10 protein-coding genes are annotated in these 11,936 nt (G+C 70.1%); 7 read left to right on the top strand and 3 right to left on the bottom strand.

The window, feature by feature from the left end; translation table 11 throughout:
• Positions 1 to 62 precede the first annotated feature (62 nt).
• The 4 genes from EER30_RS36075 to EER30_RS36060 all read left to right on the top strand — a co-directional run bounded on the left by EER30_RS36075 (position 63) and on the right by EER30_RS36060 (position 5,186).
• A complete protein-coding gene (locus tag EER30_RS36075) occupies positions 63 to 908 on the top strand; it encodes an MIP/aquaporin family protein (protein ID WP_127505459.1) in 846 nt (281 codons plus the stop codon).
• The gene (gene glpK / locus EER30_RS36070) at positions 901 to 2,418 is read left to right on the top strand and encodes a glycerol kinase GlpK (protein WP_127505457.1); all 1,518 of its coding nucleotides are present in this window, start codon (positions 901 to 903) and stop codon (positions 2,416 to 2,418) included. Before EER30_RS36075 ends, glpK begins: the two co-directional genes overlap by 8 nt.
• Positions 2,419 to 2,498: 80 nt before the next feature.
• Entirely contained in the window at positions 2,499 to 4,202 is a 1,704-nt protein-coding gene (locus tag EER30_RS36065; protein ID WP_127505455.1) for a glycerol-3-phosphate dehydrogenase/oxidase, read from the top strand.
• 171 nt (positions 4,203 to 4,373) lie between these two features.
• Complete coding sequence (locus EER30_RS36060) at positions 4,374 to 5,186, top strand: helix-turn-helix transcriptional regulator (protein WP_164842602.1); 813 nt, start codon at positions 4,374 to 4,376, stop codon at positions 5,184 to 5,186.
• 19 nt (positions 5,187 to 5,205) lie between these two features.
• Here EER30_RS36060 and EER30_RS36055 read toward each other — a convergent pair whose 3' ends face one another.
• From EER30_RS36055 to EER30_RS36045, 3 genes are all read right to left on the bottom strand, one after another.
• A complete protein-coding gene (locus EER30_RS36055; protein WP_127505452.1) occupies positions 5,206 to 6,171 on the bottom strand; it encodes an NmrA/HSCARG family protein in 966 nt (321 codons plus the stop codon).
• Between the two features lie 145 nt (positions 6,172 to 6,316).
• The gene (locus EER30_RS36050) at positions 6,317 to 7,177 is read right to left on the bottom strand and encodes an LLM class flavin-dependent oxidoreductase (RefSeq protein ID WP_127505450.1); all 861 of its coding nucleotides are present in this window, start codon (positions 7,175 to 7,177) and stop codon (positions 6,317 to 6,319) included.
• Complete coding sequence (locus EER30_RS36045; protein ID WP_240670509.1) at positions 7,174 to 8,796, bottom strand: FAD-binding oxidoreductase; 1,623 nt, start codon at positions 8,794 to 8,796, stop codon at positions 7,174 to 7,176. The genes EER30_RS36050 and EER30_RS36045 overlap by 4 nt, the downstream gene beginning before the upstream one ends.
• 72 nt (positions 8,797 to 8,868) lie before the next feature.
• Here EER30_RS36045 and EER30_RS36040 point away from each other — a divergent pair, with 72 nt between their 5' ends.
• The 3 genes from EER30_RS36040 to EER30_RS36030 all read left to right on the top strand — a co-directional run bounded on the left by EER30_RS36040 (position 8,869) and on the right by EER30_RS36030 (position 11,903).
• Positions 8,869 to 9,339, top strand: a complete 471-nt coding sequence (locus EER30_RS36040; RefSeq protein ID WP_127505446.1) for a MarR family winged helix-turn-helix transcriptional regulator — start codon at positions 8,869 to 8,871, stop codon at positions 9,337 to 9,339.
• Between the two features lie 153 nt (positions 9,340 to 9,492).
• On the top strand, positions 9,493 to 11,052 hold the full coding sequence (locus EER30_RS36035) for a serine/threonine-protein kinase (RefSeq protein WP_127505445.1): 1,560 nt from the start codon (positions 9,493 to 9,495) through the stop codon (positions 11,050 to 11,052).
• An 11-nt stretch (positions 11,053 to 11,063) separates the two neighbouring features.
• A complete protein-coding gene (locus EER30_RS36030; RefSeq protein ID WP_240670508.1) occupies positions 11,064 to 11,903 on the top strand; it encodes an arginase family protein in 840 nt (279 codons plus the stop codon).
• Positions 11,904 to 11,936: the final 33 nt, after the last annotated feature.

The raw sequence follows: 11,936 nt of genomic DNA, 5'->3' as shown, positions 1-11,936 counted from the left end.
TCGACTCGATACCTAGCGTCCGGGGCAATGGCAGCCCCAGTGGTAACACGGTAGGAGGGCACATGGCACCACCTCGGAAAGTCCCGGGAGGCATAGTCGGCGAACTGGCCGCTGAGTTCGCCGGGACCATGATTCTCATTCTCTTCGGTGTCGGCGTGGTGGCCCAGGTGGCCGCGGCCGGCATCGGTGATCACGACAGCATCGCCTGGGCCTGGGGCCTCGGCGTGGTGCTCGGCATCTACGTAGCCGGGCGCGTCAGCGGGGCGCACCTCAACCCCGCCGTCACCGTCGCGCTCGCGGTCTTCAAAGGCTTCGAGTGGCGCAAGGTCCTCCCGTACGCCCTCGCGCAGACCCTCGGCGCCTTCGTGGCCGCGCTCCTCGTGCGGTGGAACTACACCGAGGTGCTGCACGCGGCCGACCCGGGCCTGACGATCAAGACCCAGGGCGTCTTCTCCACGCTGCCCGGCAACGGGACTTTGCCGGTCGGCGAGTGGGGCGCCTTCCGCGACCAGATCATCGGCACGGCGATCCTGCTGTTCCTGATCCTGGCCGTCACCGACGTGCTGGGCACTCCCCCGGGCGCCAACCTGGCCCCGTGGATCATCGGCCTGATCGTCGTGGCGATCGGCATGGCGTGGGGCACGAACGCCGGATACGCCATCAACCCGGCCCGCGACTTCGGGCCGCGACTCGCCAGCTTCCTCACCGGGTACGGCGGAGCATGGCGGGACCAGACAGGGTATCTGTATTTCTGGATCCCTATCGTGGCACCCATCATCGGTGGCGTTGTCGGCGCCGGCCTGTACCAGGTGCTGGTCGGACGGTTCCTGCCCTCGGCGGGACCGCAGGAGCCGGGAGAGCTGCCCGAAGGCCACGGCCGAGAGCATTTGGAGGCACGCAATGGCTGACTTTGTCGGCGCCATCGACCAGGGCACGACCAGCACCCGCTTCATGATCTTCGATCACGGCGGCAACGAGGTGGCCCGCCACCAGCTCGAGCACGAGCAGATCCTGCCCCAGGCCGGTTGGGTCGAGCACAACCCGGTGGAGATCCTCGACCGGGCGGGCACGGTCATCCGCACGGCGATGCAGAAGGCCAACCTGCAGACGACCGACCTGGCCGCGCTGGGCATCACCAACCAGCGCGAGACGGCGGTGGTGTGGGACCGCAAGACCGGCCGGCCCTACTACAACGCCATCGTCTGGCAGGACACCCGCACCGACCGGATCGCCTCGGCGCTCGACCGCGACGGCCGCGGCGACGTCATCCGCCGCAAGGCCGGCCTCCCGCCGGCCACGTACTTCAGCGGCGGCAAGATCCAGTGGATCCTGGACAACGTCGACGGCGTACGCGCGGCGGCCGAGCGCGGCGACGCGATCTTCGGCAACACGGACAGCTGGCTGATCTGGAACATGACCGGCGGGCAGGACGGCGGGCACCACCTCACCGACGTCACCAACGCCAGCCGCACGATGCTGATGAACCTCGAAACCCTCGACTGGGACGACGAACTCCTCGGGTTCTTCAACATCCCCCGCTCGATGCTGCCCGAGATCCGCCCGTCGTCCGACCCCAACACGTACGGGGTGGTGCGCTGGCCGAACCCGTTCGGCGGGGAGATCCCGCTGACCGGCGACCTCGGCGACCAGCAGGCGGCCATGGTCGGGCAGGTGTGCTTCGCGCCCGGCGAGGCCAAGAACACGTACGGCACCGGCAACTTCATGCTGCTCAACACCGGCACCGAGCTCGTCCGCTCCGAGAACGGCCTGCTCACGACGGTGTGCTTCAAGTTCGGCGACGCGGCCCCGGTCTACGCCCTGGAGGGCTCGATCGCGGTGACCGGGTCGGCCGTGCAGTGGCTGCGCGACCAGTTGCACATCCTCAACGACGCCTCCGAGAGCGAGCGGCTGGCGTCGCAGGTGCAGGACAACGGCGGCGTCTACTTCGTGCCGGCGTTCTCGGGTCTGTTCGCGCCCTACTGGCGCTCGGACGCGCGCGGGGCGATTGTCGGGCTGTCCCGCTACAACACCGACGCGCACATCGCCCGGGCCACGCTCGAATCGATCTGCTACCAGAGCAAAGACGTGGTCGACGCGATGGCGCAGGACTCCGGGGTCAATCTGGACGTGCTCAAGGTCGACGGCGGCATCACGGCCAACAACCTGTGCATGCAGATCCAGGCGGACGTGCTCGGGGTGCCGGTCAGTCGCCCGGTGGTCGCGGAGACCACCGCGCTCGGGGCGGCGTACGCGGCTGGTCTGGCCGTTGGTTTCTGGAAGAACACCGACGAGCTGCGCGAGAACTGGAACGAATCGAAGCGCTGGCAGCCCGAATGGAACGACGAGCAGCGGGCCGAAGGCTATGCCAAGTGGAAGAAGGCCGTGGAACGGACGCTGAACTGGGTAGACGTGGACTGAGGCAGTAACCGCAGCCGATTACCGGAAGGAACAAGAGCTGTGTCTATCCGCGGCGGAAAACCGAAAGGAACTGAAGCGGGATGACAGTCGCACTTTCCCCCACCTATCGGGCATCGGCGCTGGCCGCACTGGCCGACGCTGAGCTCGACGTCCTGGTGATCGGCGGCGGAGTGGTCGGAGCGGGGGCGGCGCTCGACGCCGTCACCCGCGGCCTCTCCACCGGACTGGTCGAGGCGCGCGACCTGGCCTCGGGCACGTCCAGCCGCTCGAGCAAGCTGCTGCACGGCGGCCTGCGCTACCTCGAGATGCTCGACTTCGGCCTGGTCAAAGAGGCGCTGCACGAGCGGGACCTGATCCTGTCGCGCCTGGCCCCGCACCTGGCCCGGCCGGTCCGGTTCCTCTACCCCCTCAAGCACCGGGCGTGGGAACGCGCGTACACCGGGGCCGGCGTGACCCTGTACGACACGATGGCGCTGGGCGGCGGCATGCCCCGGCACCGGCACCTCACCCGCTCGCACGCCCTGCGGGTCTCGCCGGCGCTGCGCAAGGACGCACTGGTCGGCGCCATCCAGTACTACGACGCGCAGGTCGACGACGCCCGGCACACGATGTTCCTGGCCCGGACGGCGGCGGCGTACGGGGCGCACGTGGCGTCCCGCACCGAAGTGGTCGGCTTCCTTCGGGAGGGCGAGCGCGTCACCGGCGTACGGGTCAAGGACCTTGAATTCGACACGACCTTCGAGGTACGGGCCCAGCAGGTGATCAACGCGACCGGGGTCTGGACGGACGACACACAGAAACTCGTCGGCGAACGCGGGCAGTTCCACGTCCGCGCCTCGAAGGGCATCCACCTGGTCGTGCCACGCGATCGCATCCAGTCGTCGAGCGGGCTGATCCTGCGCACGGAGAAGAGCGTGCTCTTCGTGATCCCGTGGGGGCGGCACTGGATCGTCGGCACGACCGACACCGACTGGTCGCTGGACAAGTCACATCCGGCGGCGTCCAGCACCGACATCGACTACCTGCTGGAACACGTCAACACCGTGCTGACCACGCCCCTGTCACGGTCGGACGTGCAGGGGGTGTACGCGGGGCTTCGGCCGCTGCTGTCGGGCGAGTCGGAGGCCACGTCGAAGCTGTCCCGCGAGCACATGGTGGGCAGTCCTACGCCGGGGCTGGTCGTGGTGGCGGGGGGCAAATACACGACATACCGGGTGATGGCCCGCGACGCGGTGGACGCGAGCGTGCACGGTCTCGGGCGCTCGGTGCCGCCGTCCTGCACCGAGAGGGTGCCGCTGCTGGGCGCGGACGGGTTCCCGGCCCTGTTCAACCAGCGCCGGGTGCTGGCGTCCTCGTCGGGATTGCACGTGGCCCGGGTCGAACACCTGCTGGGCCGGTACGGCAACCTCGTGCACGAAGTCCTCGAACTGATCGCGGCGGACAAGTCGCTCGGGCAGCCGCTGGGCGGGGCAGACGACTACCTGCGGGCGGAAGTCGTGTATGCGGCCAGCCACGAGGGAGCTCGTCATCTCGAGGACGTTCTGACCCGGCGTACTCGCATCTCGATCGAGACCTTCGACCGGGGGGTGGCTTCGGCTCAGGAGGCGGCTGATCTCATGGCCGGCGTGCTCGGGTGGACGCCGGAGCAGACGGCCAACGAGGTGAAGAACTACCGGCTCCGGGTCGAAGCTGAGCGGGCCTCCCAGGAGCAGCCGGACGACGAGACCGCCGATGCTGCTCGGCTAGGGGCGCCGGATGTGCTGCCGTTGACTGCGGGGACGTAGGTCCTCCAACGCTGCGACGGCCGGTCGCCGTCGTCATGTTGGTCCTCTGCGCGTTCTTCGTGATCTGGTCTCGGAAGAAGCGCACCTGAGGCGCCCTGCGGGGGCGGACGGAGATCACGTTTTTGGTGCCCGGGGTGGGCGTTGTGGGCGTCGGCGAGTGACCATGTTGTTGTGGTTGCGCGCAAGAACACCGAGCTGGGGGATTTCCTGCGGGCCCGCCGGGCCGCCCTGACACCGGCCGAGACGAGCGTGCCGGTTGTGCCTTCGGCGCGGCGGGTGCCGGGGCTGCGGCGTGAGGAAGTGGCGCTGCTCGCGGGGATGAGCGTCAAGTACTACACCCGCATCGAGCAGGGTGAGAACCATCAGATGTCTGATGCTGTGCTCAACTCGATCGCGGATGCGCTGCGGCTGGATGAGACCGAGCGTCGGCATCTGGGGCGGCTCGCCAATCCGTCGGGGCGGCGGGCGGTGGGGCCCGAGGCCGTTCGGCCCTCGCTGCGGTCGCTGGTCGAGGCGGACACCGAGCGGATGGCCTACATCGTGGGCCGGCGCTTCGACCTGCTGGCCGGCAACCGGGTCGCGTACACGCTGCACGGCTTGGAACAGGGGCAGCCGGTCAACCTGGCCCGGCGGCTGTTCCTCGACCCGGCCGCGCGGGCCACCCACACCGACTGGGAGAAGGCCGCGCGGAATACGACCGCTTATCTGCGTCTGGCCGTCGGCAACTTCCCGGACGACACCGAGCTGGCCGAACTGATCGATGAGCTGCGGGCCGGCAGCGCGGACTTCGGGCGGCTGTGGGCGGCGCAGACGGTCGACGAGTGCACCGAGGCTGTGGTCGGGTACAGGCATCCGCTGGTGGGGGAACTGCTGCTTACCGTTGAGGCCCTGAACGTGCCGGACGCCACGGGACAACAGGTCGTGTTCCTCACCGGTGCCGACGCGGCGTCGCAGAAAGGGCTTCGCCGGCTCGCCAACCTGTGACGAGCCGGCGGTCGTACGGTCAGGCCTTGAGCTGGTCGCGGTGCTCGTTGGCCCACTGCTCGAGCGGCTTGAGCTGGGGGTTGATCTCGCGGACCAGGTTGAGGTCCCGGTTGCCTACGAAGGTTTCGGCGGCCTCCGAGTAGAACTGGAACATGTTGCCGACCTCCATGGCGAGGTCCCACTCGGCGGCGCGCATCTGGTCGAACGTTACGGGCACGTAGGTGACCTTCTCGCCCAGCACGCGGCCGAAGAGCTCGGCCAGCTCGGCGCCGGTGGCGTGGGCGCCGGCCAGGCCGACGGTGCGGCCGATGAAGCGCGGGCCGGCCTTGAAAATGCCGTACGCCGTTCGGCCGATGTCCTCCGAGGCGACCATCGAGAGGGCGGTGTCAGCGAGCGGGAGGGCCAGGATGAGGCTGCCGTCCTCGGCGCGGCGCGGGCCCTGGCCGGCCAGGAACGACTCGTAGTAGAACGTCGTCTCCAGGAACGTGGTGGGGATGCCGAGCTGCATGAAGTACGCGTTCTGCTCGCCCTTCACGTCGAAGTGCGGCACCTTGTAGCCGTCCTCGAGGTCGGGCAGCTCGCTGCCGAGGTGCTCGAAGTGCGGGCGGGTGTCCTCCAGGGTCGACCACACGACGTGCTTGAGGCCGGCGGTCTTCGCGGCGCGGGCGGCGTTGCGGGCCTGGTCCTTCTCGCGCTGCGAACGGTTGCGGGTCTCGGACTCGGGCAGGGCGTCCCAGAAGTTCGTGACGATGTACGCGCCGTAGGCACCGGCGAACGCGGCGGCGATGCTCGCCTCGTCGTCCAGGTCGGCCTCGACGACCTCGGCGCCGCGGGCGGCGTACTCCTTCGCCTTGTCCGAACCGGCGTTGCGGGTGATCGCCCGAACCGCGAACTGCCCGTCCGGGTCGTCGAGGATGGCGCGTACCAGGCCGCCACCCTGCGAACCGGTCGAACCCAGCACAGCAATGATCTTCTTGTCGCTCACGGTCCTGTTCCTCGATACTCGATCTCGATGAGGTCGAGTAAGAGCTTGACGTGTCAACCACACCCCGGACTGACCACGTTTCGGGTACCCACGCCAGGGGGTGGCTGAGGGCTTTGCCACCCCCTGGCGGAGGCCGACTGGAGCGTCAGGCTCCCCGCTCGCGCTTGACCAGCTCGCGCACCGCGGGGGCCACCTCCGCCGCCAACGCCTCGGCCATGGCGTGGTCGTCGCCGCCGATGATGAACGCGCTGATGCCGTGGTTCAGGGCCAGGTCGGCGAAGTGGTCGATCCAGCTCGACGGCGGGCCGTCCATGCGCATGAAGTTCATCAGGCGGCGTACGGCGGCTGGGTCCCGGCCCGCCGAAAGAGCGGCCTCGTCGATGCGGGCGTTGGCGTCGGGCAGGCCAGCCGGGCCGCCAGGAACGTACTCCATCGTGGGCAGCCAGCCGTCGCCCAGAGCACCGGTCAGCGCGAGCATCTTCGGTTTGTAGGCGCCGACCCAGACGGCGATGTCGTGGGCCGGCGCCGGTCCGCGTTTCGCGCCGACGACGTTGTAGTAGGTGCCGTCGTGGTTCACGCGGCTGCGGGTGTCGGTGTCCCACAGGTCGCGGATGATGGCGATGCCCTCGGCCAGGGCGTCGACGCTCTGGGCGGGGGTCAGTTTGCGGCCGCCCATGGCCGCGATCGCGTCCTGGAAGCCGCCCGCGCCGATGCCGAGCTCGAAGCGGCCGCCGCTCAGGATGTCGAGCGAGGCCGCCGCGCGGGCCAGCGGGGCCGGCGGGCGCAGCGGCAGGTTGAGGACGTTGCCGCTGACCCGGATCCGCGAGGTCTGAGCGGCCACATAGGACAGCAGGGTCCACGTGTCGTAGAACGCGGGCTGGTAGGGGTGGTCCTGGAACGTGACCAGGTCGAGGCCGGCCCGGTCGGCGGTCTGGGCGAGCTCGACCGCGCCGGGCGCCGGCGTCACGAACGTACCGAAAAGCAGGTCGTGGCCATAGTCGGTCATGAATTTTCCTCGGTCGCAAAGGGCGTGAAGGGCGTGCTGGGTGTGATGTTGAAGTTGTCGCGGAACAGGTTGGTCGGGTCGTACCGGTGCTTCAGGGAACGCAGGCGGGCGAGCACCGGCGGCGGAAACGCGTCGGCGACGCGTTCGGGCCGCAAGTCGGTGTCGAAGCTGAGATAGAGGCCGTCGAAATGCGCCGCGAGCCGGTCGAATTGCGAGTCGAGGCCCTGTCGGTCACCACCCATCGCGGCCACGCTCATCTCGGGTGTGCGATAGGAGAACGCCATCTCGCCGGGGTCGACATCCGTGATCGCGCCGCCCATGTGACGCAGCTGGAAGTAGTAGACCTGACCGGAGCGCAGCAGCCGGGCCGCGTCGCGGGCGAACGCGTCGGTCAGCACCGGCACGAACGCCGACCGCGCGACCGGCTCGCCCCGCCCGTGCTGCCCTTCCGGACCGACGTCGGCCGCCTCCCCCATCACGTCGGCGTAGCGGGTGATCACCACCTGCTGCTGGGCGAGCATGCCGATCGACGCGAAGGGCGTCAGCCGTGAGATGACCACGTCGGGATCGTCGGAGTCGACCATGCCGTACAGCTGAATGACCGACTGTCCCTGCCGTGGCGGGCCGGTGACCAGGAAGACCGTCGTGTCGCGGGGCGCGTTGCGGGCGACGGCACCGTACTGCTTCAACGACTCCTCAAGGTCGGCGCTGACCAGCACGAGCTTGGCCCAGCCGACCTCGCGCACCTCGTCGACCTCGAACTCGAACGCGGTCGCCACCCCGAAGTTGGCTCCGGCGCCGCGCATCGCCCAGAACAGGTCGGGGTTCTCGGTCGCCGAGGCGCGCACCGGCGTGCCGTCGGCCAGCACCAGCTCGACTGCCCGCAGGTGGTCGATGGTCAGCCCGTGCGCCCGCGACAGCAGCCCGATCCCGCCCGCCGTGGCCAGGCCGCCGACCCCGACGCCGCCGTAGTCACCCGACCCGAGCGCCCAGTCGTATTTGTCGAGAGAGACGGCGACCTGTTTCCACGTCGCCCCGGGCCCGACCCGTACGAGACGTGCCGAAGGGTCGAGCACCTCGATCGTGTTCATCCCGCTGACGTCGATCACCAGGCCGCCGTCGTTGGTCGAGCGCCCGCTGATGCCGTGCCCACCGCTGCGCAGGCCGAGCGGCAGATGCCGGTGCCGCCGCGCGAACTCCAGCGCCGCGGCCACTTCGGAAGGCGTACGCGGCTGAAGGACCAAACCCGGTGAACCGCCTCGCAGATAGGTCGACCGCCGCCCGCGAAAGCTCCGATCGCCCGGTTCAAGAGCCGGAACCGGAACGCCGTCGTAGTCGATGCCGTCGCGCCGAAGTGCCCGAGCGGCAGCCGGATCCGCGTCGACCACGACCCGGCCGCCGGTCAGCGTCTCCAGGCTGTCCAGGGTTTTCTCCCTCATGGCATCGGACGACGCCTCGAAGGACACGCCGATCTTGGTCCCCGAGGTCCGCCCGGCCAGCCACACCGCGGTCGTCAAGGGATCGAGCCCCTCACCACTGTCGCGCAGGACGACATCGCCGTCACGAGCCGCTGCCACCAACTCCTCCGGAGAGGCCAGCGCCAGGTCGAGAGAAGTCATCTTCATCCTCCATCATCTTCTGGAGAGATAGTATTGCGAAAAGACGATCTGACCAAAAGATAGGATGGACCGGTGAGCGATGCGACAGCGGACTTCGGCGCGGCCCTGGGCACCCTGCTGCGGTCCTACACCGACCGGGTCGGCCCCAAACTGGGCGATTTCCCCCACGGCTCCCGCGGCTACCAGACCCTCAGCGAGGTCGTCCACGGCCAGGTCCCGAGCCAGGCCACCCTCGCCGCCCGCCTGGGCATCGACCGCACGATGATGACCTACCTCATCGACGATCTCGAGAAAGCCGGCCTCGTCGAGCGCCGTCCGAACCCCGACGACCGCCGCCAGCGCCGCATAGTCGCCACCGAACTGGGCCGCGAGTCGATCGCGAAGCTCTGCATCCAGGTCACCGAGGCCGAGGAGGCCGCCCTCGATGGCCTCGACGCCACCGAGCGCGCCCTCTTCCGCCGCCTCCTCGACAAGGCGTCCGGCTCGCCCCAGCACACGACCGAGGCCTGCTCAATCGTAGAAAGTGCCTTGAAAGCCGTATAAGTACGCCCGCACACCTGACACCACCGCAATAGGGCCGTTCGCACCGCTGCGGCTACTCGCCGTCGCTGGTCACGGCCGTCCCCGACCTCCGGGCCAATACTTGTGGTTGCGCAAGTGTTTCGCCGCTCGCGATCCCGGGCATCGGCGACCTTCATGGAAAGCGGGTTCCTCGCCGGCGGACGTTACCGGCTGATCGAGCGTCTCGGCCACGGCGGCATGTCCGTGGTCTGGCGCGCCACCGACGAGGTCCTGGGCCGCGACGTCGCCCTCAAAGTGCTCGCCGCGCAGCTCGCCACCACTGAGCTCGCCACCGCGCAGGCCGTGCTGCGCCATCTGCGGGACGAGGCCCGCGCCGCCGCCGGACTGCGGCACCCCAACGTCGTCGAGGTCTACGACTACGGCGAGTCCGCCGAGGACGGGCGCACCCTGCCCTATGTGGTGATGGAGCTGGTCGACGGCCGCTCCCTGCACGACCTGCTCAGCGGAGGTGCGCTGCCCTGGCGACTGGCTGTCGTGATCGGTGCTCAGGTGGCCGCCGCGCTGGCCGCCGCCCACACCCACGGCGTCGTGCACCGCGACGTCAAACCGGCCAACGTCATGGTCACCTCGACCGGCGCCAAGCTCGTCGACTTCGGCATCTCGGCCGCGGCCGGCGCCGACGACGACGCGGCCGGTGAGATCCTCGGCACCCCCGCCTACCTGGCCCCGGAACGCATCAGCGGCGGCCCGACGTTGCCCGCCACCGACGTGTACGCCCTGGGCCTGCTGCTCTATCTCGCTCTGGCCGGTCACCAGCCGTGGACGGCGTCCACCGTCACCCAGATGATGCGGGCGCACGTCTACTACGAGCCCGCCCCGCTCCCGCCGGTCGCCGGACTGCCGTCGCCGGTCGTGCGGCTGGTCCGCCGCTGCCTGGCCAAGCGCCCGGCCGAGCGGCCGTCCGCCGCCGAGGTCACCGAACTGCTCAGCGAGATCGCCGGGCTTCCACCGGCCCAGCTCCTCGACGTGCCCCGTCCCCACGAGGGCCACGAGCCTCATCGGACCGCCGCCCTGCCCACCTCGGTGCGCCCGCCCGCAGCCGGTGGCCGGATCGTGAGCGCGGCATCGCGTACACCCCGGCGCCGGGTCGCGTCCGTCGGCGTCGCCGCTGTCGTCCTGCTGGGCACCGGCCTGACCGCGTGGGCCGCCACCGACGACAATGCCGGCTCCCCCGCCGTCGCCGTCGCCGGAACAGCTCCGACCGCGGCGCCGTCGCGTACCTGCACCGTCCGCTACGCCCTGAAGGGAACCGCCACCGGCCGGGCCGCGGCCGACGTGACGATTCTCAACACCTCCCCCGTCGCTGTCCCGGCCTGGCAGCTCTCGTTCGCCCTGCCGTCCGACCAGCGCCTGCTCAAGGGCTGGTCAGGCACCTGGAAACAGCAGGGCCGTACGGTCGTCGCCGCGGGCGGCCGGCTCCCCGCCGGGGGCACGGTGGCGACCGGCTTCGCGACGGCCTACGGCAGGGTGGCCACCCTGCCCGTCACGTTCCGCCTGAACGGAACCGAGTGCCAGGCCGAGATGTCCGTACGGGCCCCGGCCGCTACGACGCAGCCGGTGAACCGGTCCACGGCAAGAAGGCCGGTCGCCGATCCACCCGCGGCCAAGCAACCCGGCCCCGGAAAGCCGAAGGTCAAGCCGAAGCCCAAGGGCAAGGCGCTCGGACACCGGTAGGCTGAGCTGCTGTGATCGGCTCCGACTGGTTCCTGCTCGGCGCGCCCTGGGACTGCTCGGGCACGGGCCGCGGCGAACAACTGGCCCCCGCCGCCCTGCGCCGGGCCGGCCTGAGCGATCTGGTCGACGTCGACCTCGGTGACGCCGCGACCACGATCACCAGCACCGACCGCGACCCGGCCACCGGCATCCGCGCTCTGCCGGAGACCGTCGCCGCCGCCCACGCGCTGGCCGAAGCCCTGCACACCGCCCGCCGCGACCACCCTGACCGTCGGCCCCTGATCCTCGGCGGCGACTGCAGCCTGCTGCTGGGCGTCTTCCTCGACCTCGGCGACACCGGCCTCTGGATCGTCGACGGTCACCCCGATTTCGTCGACCCGCCCGACTCCGACACCGGTGAGACAGCCGACTCGGAACTGGCCATCCTCACCGGCCGGTCCTCGCTGTCCGCCCTTTCCCCCGCCGACGTGGTCCTGATCGGTCACCGCACCGCCGACCTCGACCCAGCCTCCGCCGCCGAGCTGTCCCGCCTCCCCGCCGACCTGCTGGCTCTCGACGCCCGAGCGGTCATCGACTCCCCTGCCGCAACCGCCGCCCTGGCCGCGGCTCATACCGGCGCCCGTCCAATGTGGCTGCACGTCGACGTGGACGTCCTCGATCCCGCAGCCCTGCCCGCCGTCACCTATCCCCAGCCCGGCGGCCCCGGCTTCGACCAGCTCGCCGCCCTGCTCACCCCGTTGGCGGCCGCACCCGCCCTGTGCGGGGTCAGCGTCGCCGACTTCCGTCCCGATCTGGACCCGGACGGCCGCCGGGCCGAGCAACTGGTCGAGCTTCTGTCCCGCGTCCTCTGAGAACCGTCGCGGTAGCGCTCTCCCCTCCCCTGA

Source organism: Actinoplanes solisilvae, assembly GCF_003999975.1.
Lineage (GTDB): Bacteria > Actinomycetota > Actinomycetes > Mycobacteriales > Micromonosporaceae > Actinoplanes > Actinoplanes solisilvae.
The sequence above is the reverse complement of the archived record's forward strand: the minus strand, read 5'-3'. Positions and strand labels throughout refer to the sequence as shown.

What these genes read in the sequence shown, in the direction of transcription:
- EER30_RS36035 (WP_127505445.1), top strand. Translation starts at nt 9,493, where the DNA reads ATGGAAAGCGGGTTCCTCGCCGGCGGACGTTACCGGCTGATCGAGCGT.
- EER30_RS36075 (WP_127505459.1), top strand. Translation starts at nt 63, where the DNA reads ATGGCACCACCTCGGAAAGTCCCGGGAGGCATAGTCGGCGAACTGGCC.
- EER30_RS36050 (WP_127505450.1), bottom strand. Translation starts at nt 7,177, where the DNA reads ATGACCGACTATGGCCACGACCTGCTTTTCGGTACGTTCGTGACGCCG.
- EER30_RS36045 (WP_240670509.1), bottom strand. Translation starts at nt 8,796, where the DNA reads ATGACTTCTCTCGACCTGGCGCTGGCCTCTCCGGAGGAGTTGGTGGCA.
- EER30_RS36065 (WP_127505455.1), top strand. Translation starts at nt 2,499, where the DNA reads ATGACAGTCGCACTTTCCCCCACCTATCGGGCATCGGCGCTGGCCGCA.
- glpK (WP_127505457.1), top strand. Translation starts at nt 901, where the DNA reads ATGGCTGACTTTGTCGGCGCCATCGACCAGGGCACGACCAGCACCCGC.